A 19,493-nucleotide genomic window follows, 5' to 3' on the forward strand; every position below is an offset into this window, starting at 1 on the left:
GTTAAAACGTTGGAAACGGTCAACTGATTCTCTATAACTACCGTATTGGTCGTTACTTTACAGCCATAGGCATCCCAAACCTCAACAGTATATGAGTTGGGCGCAAGGTTATTAAATACATTGCCGTTCTGTGCTGGGGCACCGTTTAGGCTATAGGTATAAGGGGCAACTCCTCCAGCTGCCGTAGCGGTTAAGCTTACCCCCGTTCCCGGAACATAACAAAGGTCTGTTGTAGCCGACAAGGTAGCCGTAGGCATTGCAGAGGTAACAATGTTAAACGTCTTGGTCTGCACACAGCCACCTGCATCGGTTACACTAATAGTATAGGTACCTGTTTGGGTAAGACCAGAAAACACATTGCTGGCCTGTGGACCAAGAATATTGGAATTAGGGTCGGTAAGTTGGTATTCATATCCTCCCCAGCCATTGGTAGCGGTAATCGTAACAGATCCATCTGCTGAACAGGTCAATGGGCTCACTGCAAAAGTAAAGTCCATCTCCGTATCGGGCTCACTAATAGTAACCGTAGCCGTATCACTACAATTGGTAGTATCGTCGGTAACTGTAATAGTATAATCACCGGCAACAAGACCAGTTAAGTTAATTGTATTTGAAGACTGAGCACTAACTGCTGTAGCCCCGTTAATAGAGTAACTATAAGTAGTACTAAAATCACTTACAAAAAAGTCGACTGCACCGTCGGCATTTCCTAAACAAGTTATGTTGCTGACTAAGCTACCCGAAACCAGAATGGGGTCTATTGGAGTTATAGTATAAGTTTCATCATAAGAACATCCTTTACTATCTGTCACCCTGAAGGTATAGGTATCTGGGGCCAAGTTGTTAAAAGTGGCCATTTTACCAGTAGTAGTAGTTGCAGCAATAGTAACTGGAGCAATGATCTCTATGTTTAATGGATCAGACCCATTTACAGCGGTTACTGTTACATTGGATGTTTGGGTAGGACAATTGGGTGCTGTAGACGAAAAAGTTAAATCGGTAGGTTCATCTAACGCGGACAATACTATAGTATTCGTAACAAAAGTACAAAGTGTTGCATCCCTAATACTAATACTATAACTACCGCTAGTTAGATTAGAGAAAGTTTCTGCTCCTGGACCAGAGACAAAATTTACACCATCTATACTATAGGAGTAGGGCGCAGTACCACCAGTAACATTCTGTGCTTCAATAATCCCGTCCTGTAGACAGGTATAATCCTGCACTAAAACAGCGTCACCAGAAACAGCGTCTATTGGTCCTCCAATAGTAATAGTTTCTATAAATTCGCAACTGTCATTGCCTTTCGTTTGAGTAAGGGTTACCGTATAATCACCCTGTGGTAAATTTGTAAAAGTACCTGAGGAGTTATTAAATATACTGCCATCAGGATAAGCAAGGGAATAGTCAACCTTATAGCCACCCGTTGTGCCCATGTTAAAGGTAATTGATCCATCTTCGGCACCAAAACAACTCTCGTCTATAACCGAGGTAGTGTATTCCACCGCAGGAACCAAATCAATGTTAACAGTATTGGAAAATACGTAACAATTGTTCCTATCTACCACCAAAAAGGTATAATCACCTGGATCAAGGACATCAAATATTACGCTGGTTTGAAATTTACTTGGAGGTATTGAGGTTACATTTGGATAGGAGATAATAGAGTTTCCGTTATCATCAACATAGGACCAAATTGCATATGAATGAGGTGTCCTACCACCATTAGAGTCCATTTGAATATTTCCCTCTCTACAAGTAATATGTTGAGATACCCGTGCAGTTAAAGTTAAATCTGCTTCATTAAGTACAATAACTTTTTCTTCTTTATAACAGCCATCATCGGTACGAACACTAACAATGTAATTTCCTGCATTTAAATTAGAAAAAGTGAAATTATTATTCGGTTGGGCTGTCTCATTGTCCAAAAAAGTTCCGTTGCCACCATTACTACCATCATCAATTCTAATTACATATTCATAATTTCCTTCAACATTCAATGCCTGAATGTTTATACTTCCAAGAGTGCCACATGTCGTTCCTGTTGCTATGGTATTAAGTTGAAAATCTCGATCTCTAATTCCGATTTCGGGGGTAGTGAATTCACAGGATCCATCAATTGGCTCCCCTGTATTGGTATCAAGTTGACTAACTCCAATTCTATAAGCACCATTTGTATTGATTTCAAAACTTGGTCCATTATTAGCACTGTAAGGCACTATAATGGTGTTATTAGCTATATCATATAATTGATATCCGTATCCTAAACCTAAATTGGTAATTGTAATATTCCCTGGTGTGGTACAGATAATATCATTTGAGGTGTATTGAATATCCAGGTTATTTTGGAATACATTGAAGTAAAAACGACTAAAACATCCTCCTTGATAATTAACAACAAGTCGGTATTTACCCTCTTGGTTTGCCATAAAATTTCCACCAGTTGACACTTGGTTCCAGGTACAGGTAGCATTTTTATTACCACAATCGTCTCCTGAATCTGTACAACTGCCTTCCACCAATTTTTCCCAAACCATACTCTGGGCATCGGCTATGTTAACTTCAATTAATTGTGTGTCATTTACCCCACAAAGGAATATTTTAGGCAAGGGACTTCCATCTACCGAACAACTGACAATTTCCCCCTGAATATCATTTGTAGGATCTGCATCATTATTACTATTATTAAAGAAGTCTACAATAGGATTGGTTTGGGTAGTCCCAAAACGTTCAACGGTCAATATTTCCTTAAAACCTTTACAGGGATCGGCCACAATTTTATCTACGATATAGGTACCTATATCACGTACAATAAAAGTGCTAGGGTCATTATCAGGATCTCCATCTGTTATTAAGGTGTCGGACGCATCTAACTCCCCATTTCCATTTTCATCCTTATACCATTTATAATCGTCAAAACCGTTACCGGCATCCAGAATTACCTGTTCTCCACAAAGTTGTACCGTCCTTTTAAAATTACAATCGTCTAAATTATCCAATAAAAAATTGGTGGCACCAGGAGAGGCAAACCCACAACCATCAAAATCATGGGCAGAAGGATCATCGGTAATAACGTTACTATTAAGTCTTCCTTGGTAGGTAGAATAGGCCAAGTTTTGGATTATATTAGAACAGGCATCTATAAAATCAAAGCAGTTTTCTGCTACAGTTACCCGCATACGAATACTGCTAGATGAACGTCCTTTAACCCCTAATTCATTTGGAATGTTAAAGACTATAGTCCTTGTAGGTGCATCAAAAGTATAAGTCACCCCTGCTGGTAAGCTAAGGTTAGTCTCATTTAAAGTAACATTTATTGGAAGTATGTCTTTTATGGTAAAATTCTCTGCATCATCATTTCCAACATTCTGGAATTCTAATACATAATCTAACGTTTGTCCTAAATTTACCCCTGCACCCGTAATATCATTACCCGCAATATCTTCTACTGTCTTTTTTAGATTGATAATAGGTTCAATTATCTCTACATCAAAAGAGGTAAAGAAAATATCATACTTATCTTGGGAAGAACTAGCCTTTAGAACGGCTCCTGTTTCATTATTAGGGATAACCCCATTAAATTCGTTCGAGATTCTGAATAAATCTACGTCCCAACCCAACGTATTTATAGAATTAGGATTCCTGGAGGTAACGATGGCATCTGATATGGTAATATTACTATTAAAAAAGTTATTAGTAGGATTTACGGTATTTCCTAAAGGCGTAAAGACAGCACTACTGTTCGCTTTAATGGAAAGTCCGTCCCCCCCAATTCTATTATCGCCTTCAAGTGCCGCTACACCTAGTTGGGCATTAACTGGAAAAGGAGCTGGTAACGTAGTAAATCCGTTAAAGGGAATATCTATGGTCTCTCCAGATTTTATACCTGCATACCCATCAAAGGTGGTGATGAATTTTCCAGGTAGGCCTGGATTCTCAAAGACCACTACCATTTTCCAACCTCCAGAAACACCTCCAGAGACATTATCTCCAGAACTTGCCCTAATGTTAGCTGCAAAATATTCCCCATTAGGGTCGGCCATTCCACTTACAATAGAGGTAACATCCTTATAACAGGCATAAGGGCTATAAGACCCAAAATCGGAATCCCCTTGCCCATCAAATAATATTTCATCTGCTGTTAAATCTTGATACGTACCACCTGGAGTTTTAAATTTTATTTGATTAAAACCACTTCTATTATTTTCTTTAAATACAGCCGACCAATAGAGTCCCGCATAACGGACCTTGGCGCAACTTATATCTGGTACCGTAAGGGTGGCGCTACTACTACTAAATGTAGATGGATCCCCATCTACATCTATATATTGCATATTTAGATTGTCATTATACTCCGATGAATTTCCAGTATCATTATAGGGTTCATTTGGGGAAACAGGTGAAGAAACCCAAACATTCTCCCATTTATCACATTTCCCTTTTTTCCATTTAACGCAACGTCTTTCCCAATATCCATTTCCTTGCCTATTGACAATATTATTGGCGATAAAGGTGATATCACCACGTAGTTCATCTGCATATCGAACTTCAAAATCGTTCTTCACCTGAGAGACCGCACTAAAGGCACCCAATAGTAAAAAACAAGTTAAAAACAGATACTTGAAGGATATTGGCTTCATTTGAAAATCGATTTTGGTTGAGTATTGGTACTGCACTTGGATTGGTTTATTAGTTTGGGAAATACGAGTGTTTTTCGTTTGGGAAATTGTACGACAGTCGATTCCCATTACATTCTTATTCAAAACAAATATTGATCTTAATAGGGAGGCGATAAAGTTATTGTTGTAGAGTCGGGTAATTCTGTTGTGAAACCCATAGAACACATGGTATGGATTTATCTCCAATACCGCCTTAGAATTAAAGTGATGTTAAAATATGTAAATGGAGAGAATAACACCTTCCTTTAAAGAGGTGCTTTTACCCGATTATACTCCCTGATTACGGATTTTACTTAATAGAAAACAGGGTATACAGGCCATATCGGACAGGAGCTAGAGACAAGGAATTAGCCTACCTCAAAAAAACAATCGGTTTATAAAAAACCTTGGTAGTTAGTTGCATTAATCCCCTTTAGGTAATCTGGTTAGGGGCCACCTTCATAATCCAAATCTTATCATTATAGGAGTTATTTATTTTAGAATAATATGATACTAATGCATTATTCCATGAATCATATTTCTTTAGATAAACATACCGATAATTATTTTTAGGATTTATGAAATAGCCAGCACTATATCCCTGCGCATTTAATAATTTCACAAAGCTGTTAGCATTGTGGGCATTGGCGAAAACATTAGCGATAATATAATAGTCATTGCTTCCCCGCTTTTTATATTCCTTGGGAGTACTAGTGGCTGTAGCCTCACCACCAACATTATCCTTGACCACAACGTTTTTTTGTAGTTTGTCTACTTCATATTGGGAAGATGTTCCTTTAAGCTTGTTTACATTATTTACATAAGCTTTATCGTTATCACTCTGGTTATCTACATTCATGATCCACAAATCCTCCTGATAAGATCCGTTAAACTTAGTCTTATGGGCTGCAAGGGCTTCTTGCCAAGTGTCATATCTTTCTAGATACACATACTTTAATCCGTTCCTATTATTCTTAAAATGGTCTGCTTTAATGCCCTCATCAGCAAGTTTATCTATAAACTGATTCATATAACGATCCCCTTTGTAAACATTTGCTACCACGTAATAACCCTTATCAACACCTTCTAAATTTGTGAACTTTTTACTTTTAATATTCTGCCGCTTAGCCATCTCTGTAAACTGGTCTTTTACAACAGCATTATTTTCAGTATTTTTATTTAAACGATTATTGTTTGCAACCTTCCCGTTAGCATCCTTAGATTGCAACGCTTCTTTTATCCCAATTGGTTTATTCGTATTTTTCTTATTATTAGCTTGTAGCGCCAAAGCCCCCTGTACATTATTGGGCAGGTACATATTTTTAGCTTTTTCTTCAATATCGGGACGTTTTCCTTGGGTCTCGTTACGTACCATTTTCATGACCATATCAAACCTACGCTCCAAATCCCTCTGACGATTGGCTTCCAAAGAGTCTTGCCTGAACATTAGTTCTGCCAAAATCTCATTATTCTCTGCAAGGGACTTTCTAAGTTCTTCCAATTCGTCCTTTTGTTTTATAAGATTATCTTCCGTTTCCACTTCTTTTTCTACCAGCTGCTCATAGTCCTCTTGTAGCATTACCCTATCTTCCGTAAGAGTTGGAGTTATAGAATAGGCAAAGGAGATTTCGTGGGTTAGTCCAAAATTATCAAAATTGTTAGACAAACCCTTTTCCATAGTATAACCTAAGGAAAGTCGCTCGTTTAAATTAAATCCAATTCCTGCTGAAGCACCATAAAAATCATCATAGCCGGCCTGTATCCATCCAAGTTTTGGTAGGTCTACTATTAAGCTTCCCCCAAGTACCACTTCCTCCTCGCCCACTTTCCTAACTCGGGCCAAAGGCATTAAACGTCCATTCTCGAAAATTCCTTTTTCATTTTCAAACTCGTGGGTATATTGTAGATGACTAGAAAAAGTCTTGTCTTGAAATTCACTTACAGATTTACTTGTTTTCAGATTATAGTCGAACAGATTTTCTGCGAAAACACCCACATCGAACTTACCAAAAGAAATATTAAATCCAGGTTGAAAAGATAATAGATTTGACTCTTGCAAGCCATTCAACGATGGATCATTGGGATCTAAGGCAGACGCCCTATTCCTATCAAAACCACTATTGTAATATGCTAAGTTAGCCCCAAAAGTAAAGTTGCTTTTATCACTTAGTTTGACCCCATAGGCATAATTTGCCATCACCCCATAATTGGTAATCAAGCCTTCTCTTTGGGTGTATAGACTTAATCCTACCCCATTACGATCACTTACCCTTCCACTGTAACTCAAAAAATAATCTTGGTTATTATCATCAAATGATACCGATTGGTTTCTGTGTAATAGGTTTATATAGGATTTATTTTCCCTTACCGTAGAGAAGGTTGGGTTAATTAGAAACCTATTAAACTTTAAAAGATTCTGCGAAGGAACATCATAAGATATAAACGGACTATCATCTTGCGCGCTTAGAGAGGAAAACGCCAATATGAAAAATAGGATATATAAAAAGTTTTTCTTGTACATAGTGCGTTAACGTATTACTGTTATAGTTCCTTTCTTTAAAGTTTGTTTTGCATTTTTTATGGTATAATAGAATACCATATTTTGTTTAGGAAACTTCATGTTAGCCTCTGGCCAATTGTTCTGGTACTGAAATTGGTTAAGAACCTCTTCCCCTTTTTGATTATAGATAATTACATTTATCTCGGGATCCTTGGTATAGGTATTGGGTAGCACCCATTGGTCATTGTATCCATCACCGTTGGCAGTGACCACATTGGGCACTCCAAAAATATCTTGATAGGAAACAACAAACGTTTTCATTACTTGGCAGTCGTTTACTGATGCAATCAACATATAGGTTCCTTCCATAGTTAACGTAATGGTAGCGGTGTCTCCCAACAATACATTATTTTCAGTAAACCATTGGTAGCTATTTGCTCCATTGGCAGAAATTTCCTTACTGCTCCCTTCTGGGAATACAATTTCCTTAGCTGCAGGGTTGATTGTAACTAAAGAATCATCAAAAGGTGCAACAATCACTTGGTTAGACATAAGAGCACAACCATTTTTTTCCATCGTTAATTGATAGGTTCCTGCTTCGGTTACCGTTAACTCCTCTGTTGCAGTTGGCAAAATTATCCCATCTTTAAACCATTGGAAAGTTTCCCCACTTAAATTGGTTTCTGTACTAATAATTGCAGTATCTCCAGAACTACATATAAATGGAATGGTACTCGTTATGGTTAAACTCTCATTGGTCAGCAACTGTAAGCTAAGGTCATTGGAAATAGAATTAAAACTACCTAAGGTAGCGTTTAAGGCATAACTGCCATTTTCACCTGTATTGATTAAACTTATGGTTTTGGAAGTGGCCCCGATCACATTAATTCCATTTTTGATCCATTGATAATTAAATGAGGATTGTAAATCTGAAGTAACCTCCATTTTAGACCCATCGGACAATACCGCATCTATACGTGCTATTTCTAAGGCTACACTAGTATTAAAACAATTGATATATTCTGTTGCATAGTCTATTTTAAATTCAAAGGTATTGGGATGTACCACTGTTGTAGTTTCTATTGCTTTGGTTGATGTTGCACAGCTACCTCCACTTAAGGAAACTTCTGCGTAATAAACACCCACCGAATTAGCAACTAGGGAGCTTTCCGTTTCTCCACTTAAAGCTACATTGTCCTTGTACCATTGATAAGTTACTGGGGATGCATCTGATGAGGCATTTAACGTGATGGCATTCCCGGGAAGCATTACCATATTAGCCGGATTATCCCTACTCACTGTAAATATTCCATCTTGGGTAATGGAAACCGGATCGGAAGTTTCAGTACATATGCCGTTACCTTGCACCTTTACTGAATAATCTCCAGGGAATGATACGTCATTGGTATCAATGGAAAAAGTATAGGCGCCCTGTGAACTTGGTTGAATTACATTTCCATTTTTGTACCACGTATAGTACAGATCGGGATAGTTCATGTTGGCTTCCAATGGCGCTACTGTCTCGCCAGTACACAACGCTGCTTTTATAGGGGGATTTATATTGAGGCCAACACTAGATCCCACTTGGACTTCTATTGATAAAGATTGGGTATTGGAAGATCCCGAACAGGTATTACCATAATCTAGCTCCACTACATAATATCCTGCTTCGGTTACTTCAATAGAAGAACCGTATCCAGAGCTGGTATAAGGGGAGGTATTCCTATACCAATTATACCGATAGGTTTCGGCATTGGGAACATTGTAAACCTCCAAGGTAGTGGACCCACCATCACACAGTTCCACTTTCATAGCGGGAGTAGGAGCAGTATCGCCCATTTCCCTAATTTTAAGGGTAGTATTAAAATCAATATAATACATTTCGAAGGACTCTGATTGTGGACTAGTCTTTGCGGGTTTAGTGCTTCTAACTCTAAAACGATAGGCATCTCCCCTAGTATTACTCGGAAGCGCAAACTTGAAATCGAAATCGAAACTTGTATTTTTATCCGAAACACGTGAAAGTTCTGTGGCGTTAGTAAACAAGCCGTTCGCATCGGAAAGTTCTAAGATAAATTCATTATCCGCCGCAACTGTGGGCAACCAGGTAAAATTTACATAATACTCATTAAAACTAGCCGAACCACATGCTGCTGTCCAAACCGAATTCCCCGGTAAATTAGGATTATCGGCAGGAGTAGGTTTGTTTAAAGTCTGTGCACCAATAGTGGTCATTCCCAGAGCAACAAAGCTAAGAATAGAGAACACTAATTTAATTAAGAAGTTCGGTTTCATATTTTTTGTAGTTTAGACTACTACCAACAGCTATTTTTTTGCCTTTTAGGTCCTAATTAGAAAGCTATATTGTTGATAACTAATGGGTAACTTCCCCAAGCCAGGACTTAATTGCCTCATTTTCAAAGAAAGGGGATATCAAATATGACGTTTTGTTGAAATTTTTAGAATTTAAAGTTGTGAGGTTCTATAAAAGCGTTGTGAAACACACTTTCTTGTATGGTAGGTGCTTTTTATAGGTTAGTTTTAAGCGCAATTTCGTTACCTTTGCACCTCAAAATTTAGACTATGAGTGAAACATCCCGTTCGTTAAATTTTATTGAGCACATTATAGAGGAAGATTTAACCAAAGGCTTCCCAAATAACAAGCTTAGGTTTAGGTTTCCACCAGAGCCAAATGGATATCTACATATAGGGCATGCAAGTTCTATTTGTCTAAACTTCGGCTTGGGCATTAAATATCAAGCCCCAGTTAACTTAAGATTCGATGATACCAATCCCGCAAAGGAGGAGCAAGAATATGTAGACGCCATAAAGAGGGACGTAGAATGGTTGGGGTTTGAATGGGATACCGAATGTTATGCTTCAGATTATTTCCAACAGTTATATGATTGGGCCATAATTTTAATAAAGAAAGGAAAGGCCTATGTCGATAGTCAATCTTCAGAGGACATTGCTATTCAAAAAGGAACTCCCACAGAACCGGGAAAGGAAAGTCCACATAGGAATCGGTCCGTAGAAGAGAACCTACTTCTTTTTGAAGGCATGAAAAATGGTGAATTTAAAGAAGGTGAACATGTACTTAGAGCAAAAATAGACATGGCATCCTCCAATATGTTGATGCGTGACCCTCTGATGTACCGTATTCTACATAGAGCGCACCATAGAACAAATACCGATTGGTGTATTTATCCTATGTACGACTGGACACATGGGGAGAGTGATTATATTGAACAAGTTTCACATTCTTTTTGTACCATGGAGTTTGCCATGCACAGAGAATTGTATGATTGGTTTTTAGATCAAGTAGTGGAAGACGGAAGGGTTCGTCCCAAGCAACGAGAATTTGCTAGGCGAAATTTTAGTCACACCGTTGTGAGCAAACGTAAATTATTACAATTAGTCGAAAAAGGTATTGTAACAGGATGGAATGACCCGCGAATGCCTACTATTTCCGGGCTAAGAAGAAGAGGTTACACTCCAGAATCCATAAAAGCCTTTGCTAACACCATTGGAATTGCAAAAAGGGATAATGTGGTAGACGTTTCATTGTTAGAATTCCATGTTAGGGAACATTTAAATAAAATTGCCCCTAGAGTTATGGCTGTTTTAAACCCTTTAAAAGTGGTTATTACCAATTACCCCGAAGGGGAGGAAGAATGGTTGGAAGCTGAAAATAATCCAGAAGATGAAGGAGCTGGATTTAGAAAAGTTCCATTCTCTAAAGAACTTTATATAGAACAGGAAGATTTTAAGGAAGAAGCCAATAGAAAGTTCTTCAGACTTAAATTGGGCGGGGAAGTACGCTTAAAAAATGGGTATATCATTAAAGCAGAATCCTGTACTAAAGATTCCGATGGGAATATAATTGAGGTACAATGTACTTATGATCCTAAGAGTAAGAGCGGTAGTGGTACGGAAGAAAGTTTAAGGAAAGTGAAAGGAACTCTTCACTGGGTTTCCGTTAAACATGCCGTGGAAGCAGAGGTTAGATTGTACGATCGACTATTCACGGACGAAACTCCAGATTCTCATAAAGAAAAAGATTTTATGGATTTTATAAATCCAGATTCCCTTAATGTAATTACCGCGTATTTAGAACCAAGTTTGGCCGATGCTAAAGTAGGGGAGAAATTCCAATTTCAGCGCATGGGATATTTTAATGTAGACAAGGACAGCTCAGTGGATAAATTAATTTTTAATAGAACGGTTGGTTTACGTGATACATGGGCCAAACTTCAGGATAAAAAGTAAAATCAGAATCCCTTATTAGAAAAATAATAACAACAGGTATTTTCTATTAAAAATAAACACCACAGCGCTTATATGCTGTGGTTTTTTGTTTGCGGCAGGATTTCCATCCAGTGCATGCATTTTATAACGTTAGAACGGCTCAAATCGCGAATTTTAATGTCATGGTCGTCATCACCTCGGTTTACGTCAAAAGTTTATGCGATTGCACGCATACAGTATCTGCTTTTTCGTTAATTTTATACAATCGATGCATGGGCCTAAATAAAATGGCTAGGATATAAGAAAGTAACCATTTATCTATTTGGAAATTGTACGTTTTATTCCTACATTATAATTAAAATTACTAACATTTTAAATATTGACTATTATGACAAACGAAAGTGGAAATACTTTATTGGCTTTGCTTACTGGTGCAGCTATTGGTGCAGCGGTAGGAATTCTATATGCTCCAGATAAAGGAACTAAGACTAGAAAGAAAATTAAGGAAAAAGCACAGCAAACCAGCGACGATATCACTACGCGTGTATTACATGCCAAAGAGGAGCTCACCAAAACTGCGGAGGCCAAAAAAGTGGATTTTGAGCAAAAGTTGGAAGATACTATATCCACTATGAGCTATAAGGCTGATGACATTATAACGGCTTTGGAAAAAAAGTTGTCCGACTTAAAAAGCAAGAACACACAACTCCAAAAATAAAAATATACTAAATGGCTTTGGAGGAATTAAAGGATAACTTATCGGAAGTTGACAGAAATGTACGTGCCTATTTAGAAAACACCGAAGAGTATTATAAGCTCAGAGGGTTTAAATTAGCGATGCGTGGCATAAGTTCGCTGGTGAAACTCCTATTAATGGGAAGTATCGCTTTGTTAGCATTGTTTATGTTGTCCTTTGCCCTTGCCTATGGTATTGGACAATGGTTGAACAACATTTTCCTAGGTTTTTTAATAGTAGGGGGGATTTATATCCTTTTTGGAATAGGTTGTTATCTGTTTAGAAGTAAATTGGACAAACCCTTATTAAAGAAATTCTCAGATTATTATTTTGATTAAATATGAACACAAAACCCGTATTTACCTCCTTTGAGGAAATAGATCACAGATTACGAATTCTAAAGCTACAGCGCCAAATAGAGCTGGAGCAGATGAAGTTACAGGTTAAAGGAGCAAAAAATAATATTGTTCCTACGGCATTGATGGGCGGAGTGGGAAAATGGTCTAAAAGACTCTTAATTTCATTTATTTCAAGAAAGATTCTGAGAAAATTAACTTAGGTAAAACAAATAAAACCCTTTTATTCTTGTGAAAATTAAGAGATAAAAGGGTTTTTACTTTGCTTTAATTAAACGAATATAAATTTATGTCAATTAAGGGTTTACACGATGTCTAATGGTCCGTTTCAGCACTTATATACCAATAGGTCCTTTAAAGAGTTTTGGCTTAATACAGGGCAGAAGAAGATCTCCATAGGCGTGTCATCCCATTCGCAGGAGTGTATCGTATGATAAGTACGATCACTTACTTTCTACCTTCTTGCTTCTTATCCTTCTCCTCGGCCTGTTTCTTCATAGTCTCCCCAATCATATTACTCGCGGTAAAGGAAGCCACCATATTATTCAACATATCACTTCCAGCCTGTGGCGAATTAGGCAATAAAATAAGATTGGTATTTGTTGCTTCACCAATAGATTGTAAGGTATCATAATGCTGGGTTACAACAATAAGTGCAGAGGCTTCCTGTGAATTAATCCCCACCTTATTCAATACTTCTACGGATTCTTCCAATCCGCGTGCAATTTCTCTACGTTGATCCGCGATACCCTGACCTTGTAAACGTTTGCTTTCAGCTTCTGCTTTCGCTTTTTCTACAATAAGGATACGAGCTGCATCACCTTCAAACTGAGCAGCAATTTTTTCCCTTTCCGAGGCATTAATTCTGTTCATAGCCTCTTTAACCTGGCCATCCGGATCAATATCCGTAACAAGCGTTTTAATTATATCATATCCATAATCCAACATCGCATCCTGCAATTCGGTCTTTACGGCTATTGCGATATCATCTTTCTTAACAAAGACATCATCTAATTTCATTTTTGGCACTTCGGCTCGAACCACGTCAAATACATAGGAAGTAATTTGGTCATGTGGATATTCAAGTTGGTAAAATGCTTCATACACCTTTTCTCTAATTACCACATACTGAACGGATACTTTTAGTTTTACAAAAACATCATCTAATGTCTTGGTCTCTACTATAACATCCAATTGCTGAATTTTAAGTCCAACCCTTGCTACTATTTTATCTACTAAAGGAATTTTAATATGTAAACCAGAGGTCCTTATACTATGGAATTTACCAAAACGCTCTATAATAGCTGCGGTTTGCTGTTTTACCGTAAAAAAGGATGAAAAAAGAACTATAAACCCGATTAATACAATCGGAATTAATAAAAATGAACCCATAATATTTAATTTTAGTTATTGAAAATAAGATATATTCGGAAGATACGGTTAGTTTTTTATAATCTATTAAATTAATTCACTTACCGTATCCCCAATATATCCATAACGAGATGGATCCTATTATTTCAATTCTACTATAGCCTTATTAATTCTACGAATGCTATCTTCTTTACCAATTAAAGATAAAATATGAAACATATCTGGCCCTTTCATATCACCAACCGTAATCAGTCTCAACGGGGGCATCACTTTTCCGAAGGCCAAACCCTGGTCTCCAATCCAATCTTTCACTTTAGATTCCACATTTTGGGCGGTGAAGTCCGATATATTTTCTAAAATGCTTACCAATTGCCCCATAATATTGGCCGTCTCTTCTTTCCATTGTTTCTTAACCGCTTTTTCATTATAGTTATCGGGAGCAACAAAGAAAAAACTTGTTAATTCCCAGAAATCGTGGATAAAAGTAGCACGCTCCTTTATTAGTGCTACGACTTCTTCCACGTAGGGGAGTGCTATTCTTTCCTCAGAAATAAAGACATCTTTGTTCTCTAAAAGGGTAGTGTATGCCACAGCCAATTCCTTATTGGACTGCTGTTGCATATACTGATGATTATACCACTTGGTTTTATCAGGGTCAAAACGCGCTCCAGATCGGTTAACCCTATCTAAATCAAAGGAATTGACCAATTCTTCTAAAGAAAATATCTCCTGTTCGGTACCGGGATTCCAACCTAAAAGAGCTAAGAAATTTACAACTGTTTCCGGAAAATAACCAGATTCTCTATAACCAATAGACTCCTTCCACGTTAACGGGAAAACAGGAAAGCCCAATTTATCTCCATCTCGCTTACTCAGTTTTCCTTTTCCTACCGGTTTCATTATCAATGGTAAATGCGCAAATTGAGGAACTTCCCATTCAAAAGCTTCATATAACAACTGGTGTAGCGCCATAGAAGGCAACCATTCTTCCCCACGGATAACATGGGAAATATCCATTAAATGATCATCTACGATGTTGGCCAAATGGTAAGTAGGCATACCATCACTTTTAAACAACACCTTATCGTCCAATACGTTAGAATCAATCTCCATTTTTCCACGTACTAAATCTGATAATATAATTTTAGTATCGGTGGGGGATTTAAAGCGAATAACATATTCCTCCCCAGCTGCAATACGTTTTTTAGTTTCCTCTTCACCTAAAACAAGCGAATTGGTCAATTTTAATCGGTTATGGTGATTATAAATAAAGGTTTTTCCTTTTTCTTCGTGATCCATTCTATGCGCATCTAATTCTTCACTAGTATCAAATGCATAATAAGCGGCCCCCTTTTCAAGAAGAATATCCGCATATTTTCTATACAGTTCTTTTCGTTCACTCTGTCTATATGGACCATGGTCACCCTCTTTACCAGGACCTTCATCATAAGGTATATTACACCAATTTAATGCATCTATAATATATTCTTCGGCACCCTCAACATAGCGTTTTTGATCTGTATCTTCTATTCTCAATATAAAATCCCCATTATGCTTTTTAGCAAATAGATAATTAAATAGGGCGGTACGTACACCACCAATATGTAGGGGGCCAGTGGGACTAGGCGCAAAACGAACACGTACTCTCTTTGTCATCTTATAAAGTTTAATTGCAAAGATACAAATTGTGGTTATTCCATCCCTCTGTTTAAGCTTCTCTTAGAGGATCTAGGGGCATTTTTTTTGTATCTTGGTAATAAAAATTTCGCACATTGGACAATTACCAGCAAATACTGAATAAGCTTAATGCCTTTACCACAAAATACTACACTAAAAGGTTACTTAAAGGAGTATTGTTATTTTTAGCGTTAGGCCTATTTTTCTTCCTTTTAATATTGGGTATAGAATATTTTTTCTGGTTAAATTCTATAGGAAGGCTACTATTACTAGTATTGTTTATCTGTTCAGAACTATTCCTACTGGTTCGGTTCATTATAATTCCTCTCATATATCTTTTCCGATTAAAAAACGGACTAACTTATAAACAAGCATCGCTATTAATCGGCAAACATTTTAAGGAAATTGATGATAAATTATACAACTTAATAGATCTAGCTGAAAATAGAAATAAGTCCGAACTATTATTGGCAAGTATAGACCAAAGATCAGATAACCTAACTGTTATTCCATTTGTTAAGGCCATAAACTTAAATGAAAGCATTAAGTATTCTAAATACTTAATAATCCCAATATTTCTCTTCATAATGATATGGATCTTTGGAGATGTAGCATCTTTTTTAGGCTCCTACAAACGAGTCGTGAATTATGATATGGCCTACGACCCCCCTACGCCATTTTCCTTTCATCTCCTTACTTCAGATTTAAATGTGTTGGATAACGAGCCTTTTATCATCCAAATCACTACAGAAGGAAAAATTAAACCAGAAGGTATAACAATGCTCATGGAAGGAAAAGAATTTATATTACAGGAGCAGAACGGGTTATACCAATACGTTTTTTCTCCTCCAATAAAATCCACCACATTCTCTTTTTCCGCTAATGGAGTTAAATCCAGAAGGTATAGGCTAAATGTACTAAACACGCCAACTATGGAGGATTTTGAAATGCAGATGATTTTTCCTTCCCATACCAAAAAGTCTCGTGAGATAATAAAGGGTACTGGTAATGGCACTATTCCTGAAGGAACCAGAATGGAGTGGAAGATAAACTCATTACACACCACAAATGTAAACTTCACCACAGAGGACACATTATATAATTTTATTAGAAAAGATAATCTATTCCATTTTCACCAAAAAGTATATAATGATTTAAACTATACCATATCAGCGTCCAATTTAGCTGTAAAAGATTATGAAAAACTTGGTTATTCCCTAACAGTTATCAAAGATGCATTTCCTACCATACGCGTACAACAGATTTTAGATTCCATAAATCCCAATATTTCCTACTACAGGGGAGAAGCAACAGATGACTATGAGTTAAGCAACATCCGATTGGTATATTATCCCTCGGATGATAAAGCGTTGGCTAAGGTCTTAGGAATCTCCAAACCCGAACAAAATTATGATTCATTTTATTACACTTTTCCTTCCGGTTTAGCTCTAGAACAGGGAAAGGAGTATAGCTTTTATTTTGAAGCCCTAGACAATGACGGCGTAAACGGCTCTAAATCAACTAAGAGTCAGGTTTTCACGACTCAAATCTTAAAGGATAATGAGCTTTTAGATCGGGATATAAAGGCTAAAAAGGATATTCTTTCCAATATGGATAGAAGTATAGAAAAATTTAAGCAACAACAAACCTCCTTGGAGCAATTAAAGAGGGAACAAAAAGAAAAAGAGCGCTTAAGTTTTAATGATAAAAATAAAATTCATGATTTTCTTAAAAAGCAAGAGCAACAGGAGCAACTAATGAACCGTTTTAGAAATGAACTAAAAGAAAACTTACAACGAACCAATAAGGAAGATAAGAAGAATAAATTACTTCGAGAACGATTAGAACGCCAAGAAATTGAAGCCAGAAAGAACGAAAAACTCTTAGAAGAGTTAAAGAAACTCTCCGATAAAATAAATAAAGAGGAACTAACCAAACGGTTAGAAGAAATGGGAAAAAACCAAAAAAACAGTCAGCGTAACTTAGAACAATTGTTAGAATTGACCAAAAGGTATTATGTAGAAGAGAAGGTAAATCAATTGGGAGAAAAACTAAAAGAATTGAGTAAGGCGCAAAAATCCTTGGCGGAAGAAAACTTAGAAAATAAAAATCTAATTAATGAACAGGAAAACCTAAATAAAAAATTTGAGGAAATCTCCGAGCAATTAGAAGAAGTACAAAGAGACAATGAAAGTTTAAAAAAGCCAATGACTTTGGAAATTGACAAAACCAAAGAAGAGTCGATTAAAACGGACCAAAAAAATGCTTTAGAAGAACTCGGGAAGGACCAAAGTAAAAAAGAAGCTGAAAATAATAGGGAAATCAGCAATACAAATAAAGCAAAATCCCAGCAAAAATCTGCTGCCCAAAAAATGAAAGAAATGGGAGAGCAATTACAACTATCGGCTGGGAGTTCTGGAGCATCGGATGTTATGGAAGATTCTCAGGTATTACGCCAAATATTAGATAACCTCTTGCATTTTTCATTTCAGCAAGAGGAACTACACCACAATTTAGCGGAAGTGGATATCACCTCAAATCTTTTTAGCGGCACTTTAAAAAGACAACAAGAACTAAGAGAATTATTCAATCATGTAGATGATAGTTTATTTGCGCTTTCCTTAAGGCAAATAGAAATTTCCGAATTAGTAAACAAGCAGATTACGGAAGTATATTATAATCTAGACAACACCTTAGAAAGTTTAGCGGAAAGTCAATTTCACAAAGCATCCTCCGATCAAAAATATGTTTTAACGGCAACCAATGAATTAGCTGATCTTCTAGCATCCATTTTAGAAAATATGCAACAGCAAATGCAATCTGGTTCAGGGGGTGGAGGTGGCGGACCTGAATTTCAATTACCAGATTTAATCCTAGGTCAGCAAGAGCTGCAGGAGAAAATGGAGGGATTAGGAAAGCAATCAAAGAAGGACGGCGAAAAAGGTGAAAATGGCCAAAAAGGAGAAAACTCTCCTGGAGAAGATGGTAATTCCAAAGAAGGTAAAAAAGGTCAGCCTAAAGTACAAGGGCAAGGTACTTCAGAAGGAGAAGGTAATAGCCCAAATGGCAAAAATGGAGAAAACAGCAAGAATGACAATAATCCAAGTGAAGCAGAATTACAAGAGATTTATGACCTCTACAAGGAACAGCAAAGATTACGCGAACAGTTAGAAAATCAATTAAACTCCCTGCTCAATAATGAGGAGCGCACATTAGGGGAGAAATTAGCGAAACAAATGGAGGAATTTCAGAACCAGTTGTTAGAAAATGGGATCACCCAAGAGACTTTAAGTCAGATAAACAATATCAATTATGAATTGCTGAAATTGGAGAATGCCACAATGAAACAGGGCGAAAAAGAAGAAAGGGAAAGTCGCACTGCAGACGATAGATTTCAAAATCCGTTATTAAGTACTCCTGAGGTCTTCAAGAAAACTAATATCGATGTCGATATTTTAAATAGACAAGCCTTACCTTTGCGGCAAACTTATAAGAACAAGGTAAAGGAATATTTTAAAAGCGATGATTGATTATCACTATTTAACGGATTTTCAGATAGACAATGAAGCCGAGTACAGCGATTGGATAGATAGGATTATAATTTCAGAAAATGCTACTCAAGGTCAACTAGATTTTATTTTCTGCGACGATGAATATCTTCTTAAAATAAATCAGGATTATTTACAGCACGATACATTTACAGATATTATAACCTTCCCATATGGGGACGATCAAAATATAGCTGGAGACATTTTCATTTCAGTTGAGCGTGTTCGGGAAAACGCAAAGACATTCAAGGTAGAATTTGAGTCGGAATTGCGACGAGTTATGTCTCACGGCATTCTTCATATGTTAGGTTTTGGCGATAAAAACGACCAAGAAATCCAGTTGATGAGAGAAAAGGAAAACGAAAAACTAAAATTGTTCCACGTGGAACACTAGAGAAA

At 37.0% G+C, this 19,493-nt stretch carries 10 protein-coding genes and 1 pseudogene; 6 read left to right on the forward strand and 5 right to left on the reverse strand.

Features of this window, described 5'->3' with window-relative positions:
- The 3 genes and pseudogenes from G466_RS0112995 to G466_RS0113005 form a co-directional block, all read right to left on the reverse strand.
- Positions 1–4,640, reverse strand: a pseudogene (locus G466_RS0112995) (DUF11 domain-containing protein); the annotation flags it as partial.
- Between the two features lie 451 nt (positions 4,641–5,091).
- On the reverse strand, positions 5,092–7,179 hold the full coding sequence (locus G466_RS0113000) for a PorP/SprF family type IX secretion system membrane protein (protein WP_026814065.1): 2,088 nt from the start codon (positions 7,177–7,179) through the stop codon (positions 5,092–5,094).
- 6 nt (positions 7,180–7,185) lie between these two features.
- Complete coding sequence (locus G466_RS0113005; protein ID WP_034235599.1) at positions 7,186–9,453, reverse strand: T9SS type B sorting domain-containing protein; 2,268 nt, start codon at positions 9,451–9,453, stop codon at positions 7,186–7,188.
- A 288-nt stretch (positions 9,454–9,741) separates the two neighbouring features.
- Between G466_RS0113005 and G466_RS0113010 the strand changes: the two genes are divergently transcribed.
- From G466_RS0113010 to G466_RS0113030, 4 genes are all read left to right on the forward strand, one after another.
- Positions 9,742–11,427 carry a glutamine--tRNA ligase/YqeY domain fusion protein gene (locus G466_RS0113010; protein WP_026814067.1) on the forward strand — a complete coding sequence of 562 codons (1,686 nt, stop codon included), beginning with the start codon at positions 9,742–9,744 and terminating at the stop codon, positions 11,425–11,427.
- 367 nt (positions 11,428–11,794) lie between these two features.
- Positions 11,795–12,124 carry a YtxH domain-containing protein gene (locus G466_RS0113020; protein WP_026814068.1) on the forward strand — a complete coding sequence of 110 codons (330 nt, stop codon included), beginning with the start codon at positions 11,795–11,797 and terminating at the stop codon, positions 12,122–12,124.
- An 11-nt stretch (positions 12,125–12,135) separates the two neighbouring features.
- Entirely contained in the window at positions 12,136–12,480 is a 345-nt protein-coding gene (locus G466_RS0113025) for a phage holin family protein (RefSeq protein ID WP_026814069.1), read from the forward strand.
- Between the two features lie 2 nt (positions 12,481–12,482).
- The gene (locus G466_RS0113030) at positions 12,483–12,701 is read left to right on the forward strand and encodes a DUF6327 family protein (protein ID WP_026814070.1); all 219 of its coding nucleotides are present in this window, start codon (positions 12,483–12,485) and stop codon (positions 12,699–12,701) included.
- Between the two features lie 244 nt (positions 12,702–12,945).
- On the opposite strand, the gene G466_RS0113035 is transcribed toward G466_RS0113030, so the two are convergent.
- Positions 12,946–13,890, reverse strand: coding sequence for an SPFH domain-containing protein (locus G466_RS0113035; RefSeq protein ID WP_026814071.1), 945 nt, complete (start codon positions 13,888–13,890; stop codon positions 12,946–12,948).
- A gap of 120 nt (positions 13,891–14,010) precedes the next feature.
- Positions 14,011–15,525: a glutamate--tRNA ligase gene (gene gltX, locus G466_RS0113040; RefSeq protein WP_026814072.1), complete on the reverse strand. Its 1,515-nt coding sequence runs from the start codon at positions 15,523–15,525 to the stop codon at positions 14,011–14,013.
- Between the two features lie 116 nt (positions 15,526–15,641).
- Here gltX and G466_RS0113045 point away from each other — a divergent pair, with 116 nt between their 5' ends.
- Both G466_RS0113045 and ybeY read left to right on the forward strand, forming a co-directional pair.
- On the forward strand, positions 15,642–19,076 hold the full coding sequence (locus G466_RS0113045) for a hypothetical protein (protein WP_026814073.1): 3,435 nt from the start codon (positions 15,642–15,644) through the stop codon (positions 19,074–19,076).
- Positions 19,069–19,488 (forward strand): rRNA maturation RNase YbeY, encoded by a 420-nt coding sequence (gene ybeY, locus G466_RS0113050; protein ID WP_026814074.1) that lies wholly within the window; start codon positions 19,069–19,071, stop codon positions 19,486–19,488. Before G466_RS0113045 ends, ybeY begins: the two co-directional genes overlap by 8 nt.
- Positions 19,489–19,493 lie beyond the last annotated feature (5 nt).

Origin of the sequence: Arenibacter certesii DSM 19833 (genome assembly GCF_000429545.1) — a bacterium.
Taxonomy (GTDB): Bacteria; Bacteroidota; Bacteroidia; order Flavobacteriales; family Flavobacteriaceae; genus Arenibacter; species Arenibacter certesii.